The sequence below is a fragment of the Lysinibacillus sp. ACHW1.5 genome (genome assembly GCF_022014815.1).
Lineage (GTDB): Bacteria > Bacillota > Bacilli > Bacillales_A > Planococcaceae > Lysinibacillus > Lysinibacillus capsici.
The window spans coordinates 3,107,348-3,129,311 of sequence record NZ_CP091777.1; the positions used below are offsets into that span (position 1 = coordinate 3,107,348).

The 21,964-nt window shown below is 39.7% G+C and carries 18 protein-coding genes and 2 other annotated features (1 of these 20 only partly in view); of the genes, 2 read left to right on the top strand and 16 right to left on the bottom strand.

The genetic code is table 11. The features are described from left to right. Positions 1 to 41: 41 nt before the first annotated feature. On the bottom strand, positions 42 to 1,310 hold the full coding sequence (gene hisS, locus L6W14_RS15510) for a histidine--tRNA ligase (protein WP_237898300.1): 1,269 nt from the start codon (positions 1,308 to 1,310) through the stop codon (positions 42 to 44). 231 nt (positions 1,311 to 1,541) lie between these two features. Continuing rightward, positions 1,542 to 1,784, bottom strand: a binding site (T-box leader). Positions 1,785 to 1,948: 164 nt separating this feature from the next. Here hisS and L6W14_RS15515 point away from each other — a divergent pair. After that, positions 1,949 to 3,535 (top strand): N-acetylmuramoyl-L-alanine amidase family protein, encoded by a 1,587-nt coding sequence (locus L6W14_RS15515; protein ID WP_237898301.1) that lies wholly within the window; start codon positions 1,949 to 1,951, stop codon positions 3,533 to 3,535. 47 nt (positions 3,536 to 3,582) lie between these two features. Here the strand turns inward: L6W14_RS15515 and L6W14_RS15520 are convergent, their stop codons facing one another. From L6W14_RS15520 to L6W14_RS15550, 7 genes are all read right to left on the bottom strand, one after another. Next, positions 3,583 to 4,989, bottom strand: a complete 1,407-nt coding sequence (locus tag L6W14_RS15520; protein WP_237898302.1) for a YfcC family protein — start codon at positions 4,987 to 4,989, stop codon at positions 3,583 to 3,585. 637 nt (positions 4,990 to 5,626) lie between these two features. Beyond that, a complete protein-coding gene (locus L6W14_RS15525) occupies positions 5,627 to 5,842 on the bottom strand; it encodes a DUF2642 domain-containing protein (RefSeq protein WP_004226745.1) in 216 nt (71 codons plus the stop codon). A 71-nt stretch (positions 5,843 to 5,913) separates the two neighbouring features. Beyond that, positions 5,914 to 6,354: a D-aminoacyl-tRNA deacylase gene (gene dtd, locus L6W14_RS15530; RefSeq protein WP_048392115.1), complete on the bottom strand. Its 441-nt coding sequence runs from the start codon at positions 6,352 to 6,354 to the stop codon at positions 5,914 to 5,916. A 32-nt stretch (positions 6,355 to 6,386) separates the two neighbouring features. After that, on the bottom strand, positions 6,387 to 8,582 hold the full coding sequence (locus L6W14_RS15535; protein WP_048392114.1) for a RelA/SpoT family protein: 2,196 nt from the start codon (positions 8,580 to 8,582) through the stop codon (positions 6,387 to 6,389). 205 nt (positions 8,583 to 8,787) lie between these two features. Further along, positions 8,788 to 9,702, bottom strand: coding sequence for a pseudouridine-5'-phosphate glycosidase (locus L6W14_RS15540; protein ID WP_048392113.1), 915 nt, complete (start codon positions 9,700 to 9,702; stop codon positions 8,788 to 8,790). A gap of 4 nt (positions 9,703 to 9,706) precedes the next feature. Beyond that, a complete protein-coding gene (locus tag L6W14_RS15545; protein ID WP_009373750.1) occupies positions 9,707 to 10,798 on the bottom strand; it encodes a carbohydrate kinase in 1,092 nt (363 codons plus the stop codon). 114 nt (positions 10,799 to 10,912) lie between these two features. After that, positions 10,913 to 12,163 (bottom strand): MFS transporter, encoded by a 1,251-nt coding sequence (locus tag L6W14_RS15550; protein WP_237898303.1) that lies wholly within the window; start codon positions 12,161 to 12,163, stop codon positions 10,913 to 10,915. A 184-nt stretch (positions 12,164 to 12,347) separates the two neighbouring features. On the opposite strand from L6W14_RS15550, the gene L6W14_RS15555 reads away from it, so the two are divergent. Further along, positions 12,348 to 12,806 (top strand): MarR family winged helix-turn-helix transcriptional regulator, encoded by a 459-nt coding sequence (locus tag L6W14_RS15555; protein WP_009373748.1) that lies wholly within the window; start codon positions 12,348 to 12,350, stop codon positions 12,804 to 12,806. Positions 12,807 to 12,845: 39 nt separating this feature from the next. On the opposite strand, the gene L6W14_RS15560 is transcribed toward L6W14_RS15555, so the two are convergent. The 8 genes from L6W14_RS15560 to L6W14_RS15595 all read right to left on the bottom strand — a co-directional run bounded on the left by L6W14_RS15560 (position 12,846) and on the right by L6W14_RS15595 (position 21,627). Then, positions 12,846 to 13,358 (bottom strand): adenine phosphoribosyltransferase, encoded by a 513-nt coding sequence (locus L6W14_RS15560; RefSeq protein WP_004226730.1) that lies wholly within the window; start codon positions 13,356 to 13,358, stop codon positions 12,846 to 12,848. Positions 13,359 to 13,381: 23 nt separating this feature from the next. After that, entirely contained in the window at positions 13,382 to 15,712 is a 2,331-nt protein-coding gene (gene recJ / locus L6W14_RS15565) for a single-stranded-DNA-specific exonuclease RecJ (RefSeq protein ID WP_237898304.1), read from the bottom strand. A gap of 157 nt (positions 15,713 to 15,869) precedes the next feature. Next, positions 15,870 to 16,661: a tryptophan synthase subunit alpha gene (gene trpA, locus L6W14_RS15570; RefSeq protein WP_131520503.1), complete on the bottom strand. Its 792-nt coding sequence runs from the start codon at positions 16,659 to 16,661 to the stop codon at positions 15,870 to 15,872. Continuing rightward, a complete protein-coding gene (trpB, locus tag L6W14_RS15575) occupies positions 16,658 to 17,869 on the bottom strand; it encodes a tryptophan synthase subunit beta (protein ID WP_237898305.1) in 1,212 nt (403 codons plus the stop codon). Before trpB ends, trpA begins: the two co-directional genes overlap by 4 nt. Continuing rightward, the gene (locus tag L6W14_RS15580) at positions 17,869 to 18,483 is read right to left on the bottom strand and encodes a phosphoribosylanthranilate isomerase (protein ID WP_131520501.1); all 615 of its coding nucleotides are present in this window, start codon (positions 18,481 to 18,483) and stop codon (positions 17,869 to 17,871) included. Before L6W14_RS15580 ends, trpB begins: the two co-directional genes overlap by 1 nt. Further along, positions 18,480 to 19,271, bottom strand: coding sequence for an indole-3-glycerol phosphate synthase TrpC (gene trpC / locus L6W14_RS15585; RefSeq protein WP_048392105.1), 792 nt, complete (start codon positions 19,269 to 19,271; stop codon positions 18,480 to 18,482). The genes L6W14_RS15580 and trpC overlap by 4 nt, the downstream gene beginning before the upstream one ends. Then, a complete protein-coding gene (gene trpD / locus L6W14_RS15590; protein WP_131520499.1) occupies positions 19,271 to 20,299 on the bottom strand; it encodes an anthranilate phosphoribosyltransferase in 1,029 nt (342 codons plus the stop codon). Before trpD ends, trpC begins: the two co-directional genes overlap by 1 nt. Further along, positions 20,299 to 21,627, bottom strand: coding sequence for a chorismate-binding protein (locus L6W14_RS15595; RefSeq protein WP_237898306.1), 1,329 nt, complete (start codon positions 21,625 to 21,627; stop codon positions 20,299 to 20,301). Before L6W14_RS15595 ends, trpD begins: the two co-directional genes overlap by 1 nt. A 99-nt stretch (positions 21,628 to 21,726) precedes the next feature. Continuing rightward, positions 21,727 to 21,964: a binding site (T-box leader), on the bottom strand; it runs 4 nt beyond the window's last position.

A 21,964-nucleotide genomic window follows, 5' to 3' on the forward strand; every position in this document is an offset into this window, starting at 1 on the left:
CAATTTATGTAGCATTTCCTAGAAATGCCCTCTGTTTATTTTTAAGCTTTTTGTGTTAAATAGTTCACTAGCTCTGAAAACGCCACTTTGTGCTGCTCCCCAGATTCCATATGTTTTACAGCCGCTGCTTGCTCTTCAAGTTCTGTTTCGCCAAGAACAAGCGTATATTTTGCACCTAGTCGATCCGCTGATTTCATTTGAGCTTTCATTTTACGGTCTAAATAATCCATCTCTGTCGCAAGTCCCTTTGCTCGGAAAGTGCTTGTCAGCTCAACAGCCTTTTGCTTCGCTTCATCGCCCATTGCAATAATGTAAACATCTAGCCCTGATGCTGTGTCTAATTCAACACCCTCCGCTTCAAGTGCCAGCAACAAGCGCTCAATACTTAATGCAAAACCTATACCTGGTACATCTGGACCGCCAATTTCTTGCACTAATCCATTGTAGCGTCCACCACCACATAATGTTGTAATAGCACCAAAGCCTGATGCTGTGGACATAATTTCAAAAGTTGTGTGATTATAATAATCAAGTCCTCGTACAAGATTTGGATCGACCTCATATGAAATACCCAATGTATCTAAGTACGATTTCACTTGAGCGAAATAAGCAGCTGACTCTTCTGTTAAGAAATCAGTTAACGCTGGAGCCGTTTGCATTAATGGATGCTCACGATCTACCTTACAATCTAAAATTCGCAATGGATTCTTTTGTAAACGATTTTGACAGTCTGAGCAAAATTCATGAATATGTGGCTCAAAATGCTGTAATAAAGCAGTACGATGTGTATCACGTGTTTCTTTATCGCCAAGAGAATTAATCACTAATTTTAAATCCTTTAAACCCGCTGAATCGTAGACGTCCATCGCAAGAGCAATGACTTCTGCATCAATCGCAGGATCTGCTGAACCAATTGCTTCTACCCCAAACTGTACAAATTGACGATAACGACCAGCCTGTTGGCGCTCATAGCGGAACATTGGTCCTAAATAAGAAAGCTTAACTGGCTGATCAGGAGCACCAAACATTTTATGCTCCACATAGGCACGTACGACACCAGCCGTATTTTCTGGACGTAGTGTTAATGAACGCCCTCCACGATCTTCAAATGTATACATTTCCTTTTGTACAACATCAGTTGTTTCCCCAACACCACGTGCAAATAGATCCGTTTGCTCGAAAATTGGTGTGCGAATTTCGTTATAGCGATAAACACGACAAATATCACGAATAATCGCTTCAACTTTTTGCCATTTTTCAGATTGACCTGGCAAAATATCTTGTGTCCCTCGTGGCACTTTAAAACTCATGTAATTCCCTCCTATATTGATTGCTTATGATAGAGCAGCTGTAGTCCCACTTTGAGCGAATGCATGCTTTGGTTGAGCAAATTTTTGTCCTGTTGGAGCGGGTTACAGCCTTGATGAGCGCTTTTCATACTAATTAGAGCGCCTTCCCCTCTTTTCTGAGCAAAAACAACAATCCCTCTTCAAAAACTCATTACTTTTTGAACAACAAAAAAGCCCTCGTCCCTTGCAATAGCAAGGGACGAGAGCTGTATAAGCTTCCGCGGTTCCACCCTAGTTGACACAAATGATTACATGTGTCCTCCTCTTAATCGGATAACGGCCGATTCCGTTTTTTCCTACTAGGCACTGCTTTTCAGAAAAAAGCCTCTCAAGTGTTATTCACGTGATACATTTTTGTAGGAAAGATTGCAGCCTAAGTCTTTCCCTCTCTTTTCCAATAGTGGTATACGCTACTTGCTTGGTCATAAGCGATTAATCATTTTTCGATTACCCTTTATGTTAGTCACTAGCCAAAGCAATGTCAACTATTTTTGTATTTTTCATCAGTCTATCTTGAAAATAACTAATTCTGTTACCATTTTACCACGAATTTTATGATAAAAGCATGGTAAAATAGCACAAGGAATAGGAGGAATCTGATGAGGACAACAATTTTACATAGTATAATCATCTTCGTACTAATGGTAACGATGGCGATTCCAAATAAGAACTTTGTTCAAAGAGCTTCCGCTGACACCAGTGATCTAAAAGTCGCTGGAACGATTCTTCATTTGCGAGAGGGTCCTGGATTGTCTTATCCCATTATTACGACTTTAGAAGAAGGTGACCCTTTAACCTCAATCGGTCGAGAAGGTGATTGGTACCAAGTCAAAGCAGGTAATTACGAAGGATGGGTTGCCTCTTGGCTGACAGCACCTACTAATGCTAAACAAGTGATTGACAAAACCGTCATTTCACAAGTTGACCGTTTAAATATTCGAACAGAACCAGATATCTCTTCAGCTGTTCTTGGTCAACTTTCTACAGGTAACCAAGCAAACCTCGTTGAAGAAAATGAAGAATGGGCAAAAATCGATTGGAATGGATTAACAGGATGGGTGTCAAAGGATTATGTCACGATCAACGATAACCCTAAAAAAGAAACGGAACCCAAGGAAGATGCTGTTGAAGTAACTACTACACCCACAGCACCCGCCAACAAAGATACAACCTTCACCATTTTAGTGGACACCCTTAATGTTCGTAAGAAGCCAGATTTGAACGCTAAAAAAATCGGCTCAGCAACAAAAGGACAAGCCTTTAAAGTACTTACACATGAGCATAATTGGGTACAAATTCAGTACAATGATAAAAAAGTAGGTTGGGTCTATAGTTTTTACGGTACATTCTCCAATAAAGTAAAAAGTACCTCAAAAACGTCAACTTCCAAAGAGTTAGAATCTGTTACGATTATCTATAATGGGACAAACCTACGAACAGATGCCTCAACAGCTGCAGAAGTAGTTGAACGAGTAGATGCTGGTGGAAATTACCCAATTGTAGGCGTTAAAAATGATTTTTATGAAATACAAATAGACGACGAAAAAACAGCTTTTGTCGCGAACTGGGTAGTTACAACAAGTTCCAATAAAGCGACAAGTCCACAGAAAGAAAAGGAAGAGCCTCGCAAAAAAGGTACGTTAACTGGATTAACGATCGTTGTTGATGCTGGTCACGGTGGAAATGATCATGGCACAACTGGTCAACGAGGTACAGAGGAAAAGGGCATTACTTTAAAAACGGCTACTTTGCTTGCTTCCAAGTTAAGTGCTGCTGGCGCAAACGTTGTCATGACGAGAGAATCGGATGAATATGTGGCATTGCGTAAGCGTGTATCGATTGCCCATCAATATGAGGCAGATGCCTTTATTAGCCTTCATTATGATGCGACAGATGATAGCTCCATTAACGGCTTCACATCCTATTATATGAATAGTAATCAAAAAGGGCTTGCTGAAGCAATTCATGATGGCCTTTCCAGTAAACTAGATTTAAGAGACCGTGGTACACAACAAGGAAATTATTTAGTTTTACGAGAGAATCGTCAAAAGGCCGTCCTTATTGAGTTAGGCTTTTTAAGTAATTCCAGTGAGGAGCGCGTCATTACAACAGCTAAATTCCGTGAACAAGCGACTCTTGGTATTTATCAGGGAATTCTCAGCTACTTTAATGAACAAGATGAATAAGCAAAAAAAAGCTGCGGATGATGATAACATCCACAGCTTTTTTATATTTAAGATATTCCTAATGCTACCGCAGCAATTAGCGCCAGACAGGCAATCAATGCCCACCCAAGAATCATCTTCCAGATAAACTTAATCCATTTTTCATATGGGATACCTGCAACAGCTAGATACGCCATTAATGCAGACGAAGTAGGAATAATAGAGTTCGTTAAGGAATCCCCATATTGGAAGGCTAAAACAGCCACTTGTCGCTCTAATCCTAATAAATCAGTGATTGGAATCATAATCGGCATTGTTGCAGCTGCCTGTCCACTACCAGATGAAATAAATAAATTCAAAAGAGCTTGGATAAATAACATGCCGATTGCACTGATAGCATGTGGCAAATGTCCAATTGTTTCTGATGCTGCATAAACGATTGTATCAATAATTTTCCCCTGCTCTAAAACAACTGTAATAGCACGGGCAAAACCTACAATTAAAGCACCAAATGTTACGGCCTTGGCTCCCTCAATAAAGGAATCAAAGATAGTAGCAGGTTTTAAACCACCAATTAATCCTGCAATTAACCCCATAATTAAAAAGGATGCAGTTAGCTGCGTTAAGAACCAGCCCCAGTTAAAGACACCATAAATATTAAAGCCAATCCCACAAGCCATGACAATAAATACGAATTTATGCTTGCCTGTTAATGCAGGGATGTCAATCGCTGAAACATTGGATTTAGCTTTTTGCTCAATATCGTAAATAACGCTTGCTTGAGGATTCTTTTTCACCTTAAAAGCATAGCGAGATACATAGAAAATAGCAAAACTTAATACAAAAACATAGACAACAGCACGGAAGCCAATCCCTGAGAATAATGGTACATCCGCTAATGATTGTGCTACACCTACCGTAAAGGGATTAAGCATTCCTCCAAAAAATCCACTGGCGGCACCAAGTGTAATCATGGCTGTTCCTGTTACAGCATCAAAGCCCATCGCGCGTGCAATGGCCACACCAATTGGTACGAAAATAATAGTTTCTTCCGCCATCCCCATTGTAAAACCACCAACAGAGAATAAAATCATCGATAAAGGAATCAGTAATTTCTCTCTGCCCTCTAAAGCTTTTACTCCTTTATAAACACCAGCCTCAATAGCACCTGTAGAACGAATAATACCAAATACACCACTGACTAAAAAAATGTAGAAAATAATTTGAGCCCCTTTTTCGAGACCCATTGGAACCGCTGTAAACATTTCAAAAAAGGAAACTGGCTCACTCTCAATATGATGATAGCTTCCATCTACAACGAGCATTCGCCCTTCTTCATCCTCTACACGTTCAAACTCACCCGCTGGTATAATATAGCTTGCAATACCTGCTAAAAAAATAATAGCAAAAATAATCGTATATGTATGAGGTACTTTCAACCAGCTTTTCTTCTTGGCCCCCTGTTCATTTTCCATTAAATCGCGCTCCTTTTTCTGATTTAGACATTAGCCGTATATTGTCGCTATTTGTCGCTAATTGAAAATAAATATACATGAGTTTAAATTTATTGTAAAGTATTAATTTTCTATTATTTCTGAAAGCACACGCTATCTTTCCTAATTAAACCTCTTGTTCCTCTTCTATAAACATGGAAAATTTTATTCACATACTCAAATAATAATGGGCATTTTCAACGTTATTTTTTGTTTTCCAAAATAATAATTTTATCTTATATGACGAATTGTTTTTTATTAAGGCAGGAGCAATATGCGGCGGTGTTAGAAATGATAAAGTTTAAATGGATTGTCCTTAAATGCTTTTTATTCATGAACTTCATAAAGTTCCCCTTATTAGTGGGATAAATTAATGATGAAAGACATCAAAGGTTGTAAGTAGAATGGAAAATCGTAGATTAACTATCCATGAGGAATCAAATGGACTTTCTTACATATCGTTTATATTTTTTTAAAAAAATAATATTCAAAGAGTAGCAACTGTTTTAATAGTTTTTATCTCTTCGAAATAAATTTGCTATTTAGGTATTATTATTTGCATTAAACAAATAAAAAAGAACCTTCTATCATTTATGATGATTTGAAGGTTCATACTTTCTCATTTTTTTGTAGTTTCCAATGTAACCCATACAATTTCCTCCATCCGAATGAAGAAAGGCGTACGATTTATCTCAAGAACCATATGGTCAGGTAGTATGGATAATAAAATACCTTGTTGAATATTTTTTTCTGTTTGCACAACTACTGCCTGACCAATCATCATGTTAAGAGTTTCGTATAAATATGGATTTGTTATACTTCTCGTCTGCGTCATGTTTAAGACACTCCTTCCTATAAAACTAACCATACTCTTTAGTATATGAAGGAATTATAGGAAATGTTCCATTATTTTGACTCTAGAAGAATTGTGACTGGACCATCATTAATTAGTGCTACATCCATCATGGCACCAAAAATACCTGTTTCCACATGTAAGCCCTGTTCGCGTAAAGCTTGATTAAAAGCCTCCCACAGTGGCTCAGCTGCTTCTGGTCTAGCTGCATTGATAAAACTTGGACGATTCCCTTTTTTTGCATCCCCATACAGTGTAAATTGCGAGACGGATAAAATAGCGCCCCCATGCTCTAAGATCGAATGATTCATTTTTCCATCTGCATCTTCCCAGAGACGTAAATTGGCTACTTTTTTTGCTAAATAGGCAACATCCTCTTGTGTGTCTTCATGTGTAATTCCCACTAAAAGAACATAGCCATGATCAATTGCTCCTGTAACAGTTCCGTCCACTGTTACAGAGGCAGCTTTACTGCGTTGTAATACTACTTTCATGTACTAAACCCCAATCCTATATTGCCTATCAATTAGTTAATGACGCGTTGCACCGAATAAATATCAGGTGTTTGTTTAATTCGCTCAACTACTTTATGCAAATGTGAAATATTTGAAATAGAAATTGTTAAATGAATTGTTGCCATTTTATCACGGTCAGCACGTCCACTTACTGCTAAAATATTCGTTTTCGTTTCACTAACAATTTGCATGATTTCATTTAAAATGCCAGGTCTATCAAAAGCTGAAACCTCAATATCAACAGGGTATTCCTTTTTCTCAGGAATGACACCATGCTCCCATTCCACTTCAATTAAGCGCTCCTGCTCATCCTCAATTTGAATATTTGGACAGTCCTCACGATGGACAGAAACACCTCTCCCCTTCGTAATAAAGCCTACAATATCATCCCCAGGAACGGGCGTACAGCAGCGAGAAAGTCGAATGAGCATATTATCAATACCCTTTACAATAACACCCGATTCCGTACGCTTTTGTGGAATTGGATTTTTCATTTTTTGTTCAATTTTCTCTAGTGCTTCTTCCTGCTCACGTTCTTTACGACGTTTTTCAGCTAAACGATTTACGACCTGTTGCGCAGTAATACCATTCACACCAACTGCCGCATACAAATCTTCTTCATTCGTATAGTTAAATTTGTCGCATACCCGTTTTAGGTTTTCGGAGGACATCGTTTCCTTTAAATCGAAATCCTGAGCACGGATTTCTTTTTCAATCATTTCTTTACCTTTGACAATATTTTCTTCACGCAGGTGTCGTTTAAAGAATTGCTTTATTTTATTCTTCGCCTGCGAGGATTGAGCTATTTTAAGCCAATCGCGACTCGGACCAAAGGATTGTTTAGAAGTTAAAATTTCAATGATATCGCCCGTTTTTAATGGTGTATCAAGCGGTACCATCTTCCCATTGATTTTCGCTCCAATCGTACGATTTCCTACTTCGGAATGAACACGGTAGGCAAAATCAATAGGAACAGAACCTGCTGGCAATTCAATGACATCACCTTCAGGTGTAAAGACATAAACCATATCAGAAAATAAATCAAATTTTAAGGATTCCATAAATTCTTCTGCGTTGGAAGATTCATTTTGAAACTCCAAAATTTCACGGAACCACGTTAATTTTTGGTCGACATTTTGCTTTTGATGATCAACGTTTTTACCTTCTTTATATGCCCAGTGCGCCGCAATCCCGTACTCTGCAATTTTGTGCATTTCCTTTGTACGAATCTGTACCTCCAACGGATCACCATAAGGTCCAATAACAGTCGTGTGTAGAGACTGGTACAGGTTTTGTTTTGGCATAGCAATATAGTCTTTAAAGCGTCCTGGCATTGGTTTCCAAAGTGTATGCACAATCCCTAATACGGCATAGCAATCTTTAATACTATCGACAAGAACACGAATGGCTAATAAATCATAAATTTCATTAAACTGTTTCTTTTGTAACACCATTTTTCGATAGATACTGTAAATATGTTTTGGTCGACCATAGACATCTGCGTCAATTTCAACCTCATTCAGTTGTGATTTCATCTCAGCCATCACATTTTCTAAATAAGCTTCACGTTCATCACGTTTTTTCTTCATCAGACTGACAATACGATAATATTGTTGTGGGTTTAAATAGCGCAGTGCTGTATCTTCAAGCTCCCATTTTACAGTCGAAATTCCAAGACGATGAGCAAGTGGTGCAAAAATCTCGAGCGTCTCTTTTGAAATGCGTCGTTGCTTTTCAGCAGGTAAATGCTTTAACGTACGCATATTATGAAGACGGTCTGCTAGCTTAATGAGGATGACACGAATATCTTGCGCCATAGCCACAAACATTTTCCGATGATTTTCTGCCTGCTGCGCCTCTTTAGATAAATATTTAATTTTCCCTAGTTTGGTAACACCATCAACAAGCACGGCCACCTCTTCGCCAAATTCACGTACCAAATCATCCCGTGTAAAATCGGTATCTTCGACAACATCATGTAAAAAACCTGCCGCTACAGTTTCCGGGTCCATTTGTAATTCAGCTAGAATACCTGCTACTTGTACTGGGTGAATAATATACGGTTCACCAGAGCTACGGAATTGCTCAATATGGGCATCCCTTGCTAATTCATATGCTTTTTTCACGAATGCGACATTTTCATCATTCATGTAGGATTTGACTAACTCAAAAACGTCCTCAGGAGTCAAAATTTGCTCTTTCGCCATAACATGTCCACCTTGCTCGTCAAATTTTTCAGATTAGATATAAACTTAATTGTATAAAATATTGTGGTCTATTGTAAAGAGACTGTATCATTTAGTTTAGTTAATCTCGTGAACAGTTCGAAAAATGGAAAAAATATTCTTCTTTTTAATAAAAAAGACCCTCTGCGACTTCACGTCACAAAGAGTCCTTGTTTCGACAAATTGATTAATGTAATTGATTGTAAGCTACAGCAATTTTCGCGCCGACTACTGCATTGTTTTTCACTAATGCAATGTTGGCATCAAGACTTTTACCTTCTGTTAATTCTTTAACTTTGCCAAGTAAGAATGGTGTAACATTTTTACCTTGAATGCCATTCTCTTCAGCTTCAACTAAAGCTTTTTCAATAATGTTTGTAATAAATGCATGCTCTAATGCTTCAGACTCAGGAATTGGATTTGCGATGACAGCGCCACCTTTTAAGCCTAATTGCCATTTCGCAGATAGCATTGCTGCAATTTCTTCTGGCGTATCTAATTGGAAGTTTACATCAAATCCACTTTGACGTGTGTAGAATGCTGGTAATTCATTCGTACCATAACCAACCACTGGCACACCTTTTGTTTCAAGATATTCTAATGTAAGACCGATGTCTAAAATAGATTTTGCACCCGCACAGATAACGGCAACATTTGTTTGTGCTAATTCTTCTAAATCAGCAGAGACATCCATTGTTGTTTCCGCACCACGATGTACACCACCAATACCACCTGTAACAAAGATTTCAATACCTGCAAGCTCTGCACAGATCATTGTCGCTGCAACTGTTGTCGCACCTAATTTTTTCGTTGCTAGTAAGTAGCCTAAGTCACGACGTGAAGCTTTTGCAACACCTTGAGCATTACCGAACATTTCTAGCTCTTCATCTGATAGACCAATTTTAATTTTCCCATCAATTAATGCAATTGTTGCTGGGACTGCACCATTATCGCGAATAATTTGCTCAACTTCACGCGCAGTTTGCACGTTTTGTGGGTATGGCATACCGTGTGAAATAATTGTTGATTCTAACGCAACGATCGGTAGACCTTTTGCTTGTCCTGCTTTTACTTCTTCTGATAATACGATGAATTCTTTCATGTTGTTATTCCTCCATTTCATTTTTCAACAAATCTACTGATAATTCAGGTCTTACTGTATAAGGAGATGCCAATGTATTTTTTGCATTGGTTAATCCAGCATCAATACATGTCTCAAAAGATTGTCCAGTCAGCCAGCTGTGAATAACAGCGCTGACAAAGGCATCTCCTGCTCCTGTCACATCTTCAATTTTGTCAATCACTTTAGCGGCAACATGACAAGGGGCAATCGTTGTAGATGCTGCATAAACGCCCTTGCTGCCAGCCGTGATAATGACATGCTCCGCACCTAATTGTAGGAGCTGTTGTAAAGCTTTTTCATAATGGGTAGCGTTTTCAATTTTATGTCCAACAATCGTTTCCGCTTCATCTGTGTTACAAATAAACCAAGTTACGCCTTGTAATGTTTCAGGTAGTCGATTCATTTTTGGCGAAGATACTGGCACAATGACAAGTGGAATATCACGAGCAAGGGCTACTTGCTGGATATACGCCACAGTTTCTTTTGGACAGTTTAAATCCAAAATAAAACAGCCCGCGTTTACAAGCATTGTTTCATGTTTTTTCAACAAGCTCGGTAACAGAAGATCGTAAACCTCCATATTTGCTACAGCTAGTGCTAGCTCACCCTGTTCATCCATGATGGCAGTATAAGAACCTGTGGAAGCCTCTGCAAGCTGCTCTACATAACGTAGATTCATAAAGGATTCCGAAGCCTCTTGGATCACTTGCCAATCAGCATCCTTACCTGCCGTTGTCAGTAACGTCACTTGGTGATTTAATCTGCCTAAGTTTTCAGCAATATTTCGACCAACGCCACCTACACTAAAGGAAGAGCTGGCAGGGTTAGATGTTCCAAATTGAACATTGCCCTTTACATGGAATTTGCGGTCTAAATTAGCTCCACCGATGCAAATAATTTCATTTTCTTCGGGTAATATATAAGCACGACCTACAATTTTTCCTTGCTTCGTTAAACTAGACACTAAATTAGCAAGCACAGGACGCGACAGATTCATTGCATCTGCCATTTCTTGCTGAGACATAAACGGATTCTGGCGAATTAAAGCAAGCACCGCCTGTTCTCTTTCATTCATAGCATCACCTTTTATTATATTTGTTTATATTATAAACTTTTGTTTGTGTTATGTCAAAAGATTCTTTATTAAAAAAGTTGAACCTCATCTTACCGAGGTTCAACTTTTATGTGTTTACGCTTGCTGGGGTGTTTGTTTTTTAACAATGATAACGAATAAACTGGCCATTGCACAAAACATTCCTGCAAGGAAAAATGCCCATGTATAAGAATTGAAAAATTTATAAATTACCCCCCCACCATACGCAGCAACCGCTGCTCCTGCTTGATGTGAAGCAAATATCCAGCCGTAGATAATACTGCTTTTTTGCATACCAAAAATTTGTCGTGTCATACTGATGGTTGGTGGCACTGTAGCAATCCAATCTAGTCCGTAAAAAATCGTGAAAATCGTTAATAAAACAAATGATCCTTGTGCGAGTGCATAAGGGAGCAATAATAAAGATGCACCTCTTAACAGGTAATACCAAAACAATAACCACCGATTATCGAAGCGATCAGATAACCAGCCAGACGCAGTTGTACCTAATAAATTAAAAATGCCCATAAAAGAAAGGAATGATGCGGCAGTGACTAAAGGAACGCCAAAGCTAATACAATAAGAAACAAAATGAGTACCAATTAATCCGCTTGTCGATAGCCCACAAATAAAAAAACTACCTGCTAAGAGCCAAAATGCTTTAACCTTAATCGCCTCAAATAAACCTTTAAAAGCCATAGCTATTGGATTCTTTTTTTGCTGTATTTGTTGTTCCTCTATAGCCTCCTCTTGTCCATAAGGAGTTAACCCCATATCCTGAGGTCTATTTTTTATAAAAAGCGCAATCATGAAAAATATTATGATACTAAGGAGTAGCATTAATGCGATAGCCCATCGCCAAGAATAGTGTTCAATAATGATAGCTAGAACTGGTAATAAAATTAACTGGCCCGTGGCTGTACTTGCCGTTAAAATACCAACCGCTAATCCTCTGCGTTTTACAAACCAATGATTCGCAACATATGGGCTAAGGACAGTTAAAAAAAGACTTGCTCCAAGACCAATAATGCCCCCCCAAATAACAATTAGCTGCCAGGATTCACTCATCAAAAATGTTAAAGTCATTCCTAATACTAAAGTTGCCATAGCACCTAGCATCATTTTCTTTAAGCCAATGACTTCAAGTAATGCAGCCATAAATGGTCCAGATATGCCATATAAAAACAAACTTACAGCAAAGGCTAAAGCAATGGTTGAACGATCCCAGTGAAATTCTTTTTCAAGAGGGTCGATAAACACGCCAGATGATGACATTGTAATTCCTGCGACAATTATCGAGAAAAATGTGACGATTAAAATAAACCAACTATAATGAACACGTTTCACCTCAACACCTTCTTTTCTTTGATAGACTACAAAACATGTATATACATGTTTAAGTCTGCTTATTTCATTTATATGTATATACATGTATAATCATAGTAAGCGTTCATAAAGCTGTCAAGAAGTAATTTCTAGTTATTGGGTGTATACTTATAATGAGTAGAATCCCCTTAAAGGAGTACTGTCGATGAAGAATCAACTTAAAAATATTGATTATACACAAATTTGTGTTTGTGCAAACCTTAGAAAAAAAACAAGGGTTGTCACACAATTATATGATAAGCTGCTACAGCCTACAGGTTTAAAAGTTACACAATATTCAATGCTTGCACATATTGACCTTCAACAAGCTGTCTCAATCAGCCGTTTAGGTGAAATTTTACAACTGGATCAAACCACTATAACACGTAATATTAATCTATTAAAGCAACATGGCTATGTTGAGTTAAAGCGAGATACCAATGATGCTCGTACCAAAAAAATAACGCTCACTGAAAAAGGTTTAGAAAAGCTGCATGAAGCAGCACCGATTTGGCAAGGCATTCAAGATAGAATTATCGAGGATATTGGAACCGAAAAATACGCAGATTTCTACGATACCTTGCGAACAATGCAAAAAATTATTCAAGCCTATGACGAAGTATAAAAAAAGCGCCCACAGTATAGGGCGCTTTTTGCCATGCTCTTAATATTGAATAAGTGTTTTAATATTTAAATCGCCAAGCTTTTCGCGACCATTTAATTCTAGAAGTTCAATCAGGAATGCACAGCCTACTACCTGACCACCTAATTGTTCTACTAAACGAACCGTTGCTTCAACTGTACCACCAGTCGCTAGTAAATCATCACAGATTAAAACTTTTTGACCAGGCTTAATTGCATCATGATGCATTGTTAACGTATCTTTACCATATTCAAGACCGTAGTCTGCACTTATTACCTCACGTGGTAATTTACCAGGTTTACGAACAGGGGCAAAGCCGATTTCAAGTGCATAGGCAACTGGACAACCGATAATAAAACCACGTGCCTCAGGGCCAACAATAATTTCAGCGCCCACTTCTTTTGCATATTCTACGATTTGGTCTGTTGCATATTTGTATGCAGGACCATTATCCATAATTGTTGTAATATCTCTGAAGGTAATGCCCTCTTTCGGCCAATTTTCAACCGTTGTAACGTATTGCTTTAAATCCATGTTATTGCTCCTCCTACGAAACGTTATTCGTCCGCTGATGTTAAACGTTCATCAAACCATTGTTTTAATTCTATATAAGGAGCATAGACAAGCTTTTGCTCCATTTCAATCTGTTCTGAACGTTGTTTGTAAGACGGTGCCTCTGTTAGTGCTTGTTTTGGAGCATTCACGTTGACAGTCGTCAGTCCACTCTCCATTTTAACAAAATCAAGCTCAAAAAACACCTGTGTCATAAATTTTAGTGTATCTAATGGCCACCCCGTATGCTTCGCTAAATCTGCGATATGCATATCAAGCGGAAAGGCTGGTCGATTTTTCAAGAACTTATAATACCAAGCAAATTGCTCACGAGTAGGTAGACCACTGAAGTATTGTGAGTCAGGCATATAAAAATGAGCATAAATACGTGAAGGGGCTGTCTTCTGTAAAACGTCCTCTAGCTTTTGAACATTGTGTGGCAAGTCTAAGAGCACGATGTAATCACTTTGTTCAATATTTGAAAGGGCTGGGTCAACCAGTGTAATAGATGCACCTATTAATGATTGATAATAGGTCATCGTTTCTGGACGAAAGGCGATAAACCGGGCCACGTCCTTCGGTACGGTATTCAGCCATCGAGCTGTTTGACGGATACCACGAATATCAAATAACTGCCATTCTGTAGTTTGGACATCCTCGATCATAAATTGGGCTTTTTTACGCCCCTGCCATTCGTTAATTTGCAAATCGCCTATAAAGGAAACTTTGATGCCATACGTTAATTCATCATGTAAATGCCCTTTGTTAAAACCAACACTATCCAATTTATCATAGCCGTTTGTTATTTCCATTTTAATATGATTCTCGCCCGCTCCAATTTTACGCATGGAGGCGATTTCTACATCCTCCAGCACATACACAGGCTTAGGGAAATCTGTGCCAAATGGTCCTAGTGTTGAAATTTCCTCAATAGCATCCGCTGAAATTTCATCTATGCTGAGCGGTATATCAATATGCACTACAGGTGTTAATTGCGCCTCTGTTAAACAGGCTCTTGCCTGAGCATCTAAGCGAGTACGTAGTTCATCCACATGCTCTAATGATAAGGTCATACCTGCAGCCATAGGATGTCCACCAAAATGTGGTAAAATATCTCGATTTTTAGCTAGTTCATTATATAGATGAAAACCTTCAATACTTCGAGCAGAACCTTTTGCTATGCCCTTTTCTGGATCGAGTGACAGCACAATCGTTGGACGGTAATACAGTTCAACGAGACGTGAGGCTACAATTCCTACAACACCTGCGTTCCAGCCCTCGCCAGCAACAACAAGAACTAAGGAATTGCCGATTTTTTCATCTGCTTCAATCAGTGCGATGGCTTCATCTGTAATACTTTTCACAATATCTTTGCGCTCGGTATTGCAGGCATTTAGCTTTTTTGCCAATGCGGTTGCTTTAGCATTATCCTCCGCCATTAATAATTCAACACCAGGAGCTGCTTCACCTAGACGACCAACAGCATTCAATCGTGGACCAAAATAAAAGCCAATCGTTTCTTCTGTAATTTTCGTCTGCTCTGTACTGGCTATGTCACACATCGCTTGTACCCATGGACTAAGGGAACGACGCATTTCTTGTATGCCCCTCTTCACGAGATAGCGATTTTCATCCACCAACGGAACTAAATCTGCTACAGTGCCAATCGCCACAAATTCTATTAGATGGCTTGGTAGTTCACCATAAAGAGCATGTGCCAGCTTAAAGGCTACCCCTACTCCTGCTAGCTCGCCAAATGGATATTGCCCTTCTGGTATTCGGGGATGAAGAATAATATCTGCTGGTGGTAGCTCCTCACCTGGTTCATGGTGATCTGTCACAATGACATCCATACCAAGCTCCTTTGCTACTCGAATAGGCTCAATACCAGATATACCATTATCCACTGTAATGATTAACTGTACACCATCTTCATAGGCCTCCCGAAATAGGGCTTCATGCGGACCATAGCCATGGATAAAACGATTCGGAATTTTAAAGGAGACGTCTGCTCCAAGATCTAGTAAAACATGTAACATAACGGTTGTGCTTGTCACACCATCCGCATCATAATCACCATACACTAAAATTTTCTCACCATTTTCTAGTGCTTGTTCAATTCGTGCTACCGCTTCAGCCATACCATGCATAAGAAATGGGTCATGGATATTTGCCTCAGTCATATTTAATAAGCTTTCTGCCTCAGCCGTTGTTTCGCAGCCTCGTGCTGCTAAAATTTTTGCTGCAATCGCAGAAAGTTGTAAGTCATTTTGTAATGCTTGTACAAGTGTTGCGTCAGGACGCTCCACCTGCCATCTTTTTTTCGATAGAATCATCTGCTCACTTCCTTACGAAAGCTATTATACCGAATTTCTATTGGTTGCGCACTATCCGTTAGATTGATAGTTTTATCCATTGGTTTTTAATTTCTATCCGTCACTTTTCCATTTCTTTCCGCCAATTAAAGCACTTCATCAAAAAAAGCCTACTCTTCTAAAGAGTAGACTTTTCTAACATACCTTTCGAGGCGGCTACTAATGCTTCCACCATTGCCAAATCTCCTTGATGCAATGCCATCACAATGGCACTACCGACAATTACACCATCTCCCAAAGCCCCCATCTTTTTCACTTGCTCAGGTGTTGAAATACCAAAGCCTGCAAGCACAGGGATTGGACTTGCTTGACGTAAGCTGGCAAAATGCTGTTCTAAATTATCGGCAAAACGTGATCTTGCTCCTGTGATCCCATTAACGGTCACTGCATAAACAAAGCCCTGACTAGCTGCTGCGATGCGTGCTATACGCTCTGGAGGGCTTGTCAATGAGATAAGCTGTACCACATCAATGCCATATGGATTTAATGCATCACGTAACAACTCGCTCTCTTCCAAAGGGACATCTGGTACAATTAACCCCTTAACTCCTCCAGCTACACAGGCTTGCGCAAAAGACTTTAAGCCATATGCTAATACTGGATTGAAATAAGTCATGACTACGAGAGGCACTGTTATTTCATCTTTAAATGACGCGAGTGTTTGCAACACGTTTCTTAATGTCACACCAGCTATGAGAGCACGTTCTCCTGCTCGTTCGATCGTTGGACCATCAGCAACAGGATCTGTAAAAGGAATTCCTACTTCAATAGCTGTTACCTCTAATTGCTGCAGTTTTAAGATAATTGGCTTAATGGTCTCTAGCCCTCCGTCACCTGCCATGATATATGGTATGAAAGCCTTATGACCTGCAGCATTTGCCTGTTCGATCGCTTGCTGTAAAGTTGTCATTTTACATCCCCCCCTAGTGCTGCTCGAACTGTGTGAACATCTTTATCTCCTCGACCAGATAAGCACACAACAATGATCTGATCTTTCGCCATAGTCTTTGCAAGTTTTGCCGTATAAGCAATGGCATGAGAACTTTCAAGTGCAGGTAGTATCCCTTCCGTTCGGCTTAATAATTGTAGTGCCTCCAGTGCTTCAGCATCTGTGATGGAGTCAAATTGAGCTCGACCAATATCATGTAAATAACAATGCTCTGGTCCTTTCCCTGGATAATCTAACCCAGCTGAAATAGAATGTGCTTCTTGGACAAAGCCGTTTTCATCCTGTAATAAATACATGTAGGCGCCATGTAATACACCTAATTGTCCACCTGCGATGGCCGCAGCATGCTTCCCAGTTTCAAGACCACTTCCTGCTGCTTCAACACCGTATAAGGCAACTGATTCATCATCAACGAATGGGTGAAACATACCGATTGCGTTACTGCCACCTCCAATACAGGCAACAACTGCATCAGGTAAACGCCCCACTTTTTGCATGATTTGCCTTCTAGTTTCTACCCCAATGACACGCTGAAAGTCCCGAACAATTTTCGGAAATGGATGAGGACCTAAGGCAGAGCCTAAAATATAGTGGGTATCCTCAACATTTGTTACCCAGTAACGTAGGGCAGCGTTCACAGCATCCTTTAATGTTTTAGAACCACTTTCCACCGATTGAACCTTTGTGCCAAGCAACTCCATACGAAAGACATTTAACTGCTGACGTTTTATATCTTCTGCTCCCATAAAAACAACACATTCTAGATTTAATAATGCACATGCAGTAGCTGTTGCCACACCATGCTGCCCAGCTCCTGTTTCAGCTACGATTTTCTTTTTACCCATGCGTTTGGCTAGAAGTGCTTGCCCAATCGCATTATTAATTTTATGTGCACCTGTATGGTTTAAATCTTCACGCTTTAAATAAATCTTTGCTCCATCTAGCGCCTTCGTTAAATTTTCTGCGTAATAGAGCGGTGTTTCACGGCCAACATAGTCTTCTAAATAATAGGACAGCTCCTCTGTAAATGCAGGGTCTAGTAATGCTTGCTCATAAGCAGCTTCTAATTCAAGCAAGGCTGTCATTAATGTTTCGGGCACAAACCGACCACCAAATTGTCCAAAACGCCCTTCTTTTGTCGGTACACTATTTGCTATTGATATTCCCATCATCTGCTCCCCCTCTTTACTGCCTGTAAAAAAGCTTGTATTTTGCTAGAATCCTTGCTTCCATCTGTTTCTACACCACTCGAAACATCCACCATAAAAGGCCCTACATCTGTAATAGCCGCTTCAATATTGTCTACATTGAGACCACCCGCTAATAGTAATTTTTCTTTGGGAATCCCTACTTGCTCAAGGAGTGTCCAATCAAAAGTGTGACCACTCCCGCCTTTAAACTCTGTACCAGGCGCGTCAAATAAATAATAATCTACCTGATAGCTAGCAGCCGCTTGAACATCCTCTTTTTCTCGTATCGATAATGCCTTTATGGCGGGATAACCTTGCTCCTGAATAAATGCTGGCGTTTCCTCCCCATGATATTGCACATAATCTAAGGGCACTCGCTCTACTGCTTCCTTTAATTCGGCTGACGTTGGATTCACAAAGACACCTATTTTTAAAACACCTTGTGGTACATGCTTCGCTAACTGTTGGGCTTGCTCAATGGATACACGGCGTTTACTCGGTGCAAAAACAAACCCTATAGCATCTGCACCAGCATGAACAGCTGTTTTGACATGTTCTTGCTCCTGTAGACCACAAATTTTGACCTTTGTCATACCGATGCCCCCTCTTTACTTACTTGCAAATCTCGTAGTGCTTGCCCCGCATCTCCACTCCTCATCAAAGCTTCACCTACCAGGACACCACTAGCCCCCATCGAGGCTACTAGCTTCGCATCGTCCTGCGTCCATATACCGCTCTCACTAATTAATACTCGATTCTCATCAAATGGAAACACATTAGCAATTTCTCTGGTACGCTCTAGGCTTACTTCAAAGGTACGTAAATCACGATTATTAACGCCAATTAACTTTGCATCTACCGCAAGAGCGCGTTCAAGCTCTTCACAATCGTGTACTTCCACTAAAACCTCTAGGCCTAAGCCCGTTGCATAGCTATATAAATCACGTAAGGCATCGTCTGTTAAGGCTGCCACAATTAATAAAATAATGGATGCACCTGCCGCCTTGGCAAATCGAATCTGCACTCGATCAATCATAAAATCCTTACAAAGAAGTGGGGTATCTACAGCAGCAGCAACTGCTGCTAAATCTTCAAAGGAGCCTTTAAAAAATTCCTTGTCTGTTAAGACCGAAATAGCTGCTGCTCCTGCTAGTGCATAGACTTTTGCTTGAGCAACTGGGTCTGCTCCGCCAGCTATTAACCCTTTGGAAGGGGAAGCACGCTTCATTTCCGCGATGACTTGCAGTGTATGAGCTTGACACAATGATTCAATGAACGAGCGACGTGGCGTTTCTGTAAAGTTTGCTAAAGGATCTGGCTGCTCTAATAAAGCACCTACCTCAATCTTTTTTTGCAGTAATATTTTATTGAGTATATTCATTACCCTACCTCCACTTCTTTAATTTGCATGCTATATGTTACAACCGCCTCTAATTTTTGTTGTGCTCTCCCGCTAAAAATACTTTCCTTTGCCATAGCTACACCCTCTTTGATGGTTTCCGCTTGACCATAGCCAAATAAGCCGATGCCAGCATTTAATACGACTGTATCTAAATAAGGACTCCGTTCCCCAGCCAATATTTTTTGCATAATCACCGCATTTTCATCTGCATTGCCACCACGGATGGCCTCTAAAGGGGCCATTTGAAGACCGACATCTTCTGCGGTTAGGGAAAAGGGAATTAGATCTCCTTTATCTACTAAAACCAATGTATTTTGACCTGCTAATGAAGCCTCGTCTAAGCCTTGTGGTCCTGAGACGACAATGGCCCGCTCACGTCCAAGCATTTGTAAGACTGAGGCATATTCCATAACAAAATTCGGTCGATTAATGCCTGTAAATTGTGTGGATAATGGGACCGGATTTGTTAAAGGACCAACAAGATTAAAGATTGTCGGTTTTCCTAATGAACGGCGAACTTCACCAATTCTCTTTAATTTCGGATGAACATTCGGTGCATAAATAAAAGCGATTCCCTCTCGCTCTAGCAAATGGGCTGTTTGTGGGATGGAAATAGCTGTATGAATACCTAGTGCCTCTAGCACATCTGAGCTACCAGAGGAGGAAGAGATTTTACGGTTCCCATGCTTGGCAATTTTGACACCTGCCCCAGCTAACACGAAAGCAGAAGCTGTACTGATATTAAAAGTATGAAGACCATCTCCACCTGTACCGCAATTATCCATATAGCCACCTTCTTTTACGGCTATATCAAGAGCAAAAGATCGCATAATAGTTGCTAATGCGGCTACTTCATGTGCAGTTTCTCCCTTCGCAGCTAAAGCTGTTAAAAAGCTTGCTATTTCTTCTTTAGGAGTATCATCCTGAAATAACCATTGCGCTGCCTGTAGCATTTCTTCGTACATGAGATGTGTTCCCTGCAGTACTTTCCTTTGTAATCGTTCCATTAGTTTTGCCCCCCATTGTTCACCAGTAACTGTAAAAATGCCAGTTCTTCCTCTTGCACTTGATGTAAAACGTTTTGCACATTTGTATATTTGGTAACAGTTATTGTTGCTTGCAAATGCATGGTATCCTGTTTAACTACAATAGATTGACCTGTTAAGGCAAAATCCAAATGACCATTAAATCCAATAAAGCCGAGAGCACCAAAATAACCAGCTGCATACGGAAGCTCCGTTGCTGAAAGTGGGGATATGGTTGCTGCTAAAACATCCAGGGCATGAAGCATTGGTAAAAGCTTTCCTTCCACCATAGTCGTCATGTGCAGTGCCTTTTTGGACCGCTGGATACGCATAGCCTCCATGACCTGAACAGAATCTCGGAAACAAACCGACTGTAATTCTTGCTGAATAGCCCTAACAAGAAGTGCATGTGATTGCCTAATGCTTTCATGGTTGTATAATTTACGTTCATTTTCTAGTTCTTCATTTTTTGTTTCCCCTCGCGGATATGTTCCCTCTGTAGGAGTCGCAATAACGCTTTCACCTTTTACTCGGATTAGACTTTCAGGAGAAGTACCTAACACAACATGATCCTCAAATTCAATATAATACATATAGGCTGCAGGCTTTTTTTTACGTAGCTGTCGATACAAAGCCAACGTATCACCTTGAAAATTGGCTACATTGTGGTTCAGCAAAACTACCCTTGTTATGTCATCATGTAAGTTGGCTTGCATTGTCTGTAAAACCGTTGCAAATGATTCGTTTGTTGTAGTATCAAGCGGTTGATAACGATAAGATGCTTCGTCACTGATATGCCCGTTTACTATTTGTTGAGCCAATTCTTCCAAATCAGGTTCCTGCTTTTCTGCATCTATATTTGTATGAATCAATGTCACTTCATCTGTTTGATGATCGAAGACAATAATCGTTTCATAGACATGAAAATAAGCATCAGGCAGTTCTATTTTTTTATCTACGAACATCGTTGTACCGCCAAAGCCTATATATCCAACGGCACCACCTGAAAATGGAAATTTCGTCGTATTGGAAATACGTGGCATGAGGCGTTTAAGAAGAACAAAAAGTTCCCCTTGATGCACGTATGTTTTTCCTGTTTTATAGGAAAACTCTTGGATTTCTTGGCCCACACCTTTATATGTTTTTCGTGGATTAGCACCAATGAAGGAAAATCTTCCAGCTCCTTCGTGTTGGGCAGAACTTTCCAATAAAAATTTATGTTTTCCCTGTAAACGCCTAAAAATCAAAATAGGTGTTAAAGAATCGCCATTGATCGTTTTCATTTTTGTTCTTGAACTCGTTATTTGCATAGCTTTTTTGCTCCTTTTTCAAAGATTCCTTTAGCTAATGTCTAGACGAATGCTGAATGAAAATAAAAAAGCCCTCTGCAAAAAGGATTATTCCTAATTGCAGAGGACGATTATGACCGCGTTGCCACCTCATATTAGAGCATATGCTCTCACTTTTGTGCTTTACATCATGGCTATGGTAAACCATACCTTGAAAGCACCCCTATAACGTGGGGAATCACGTTCGCTTTTTTATAAGCGACTCTCATAAGTCCATTCACATAAGCTGTAAATCAGTTTACACCAGCCACTGACTCTCTTTATTACACACTTAGGCTACTACTCTTATTCAACAATT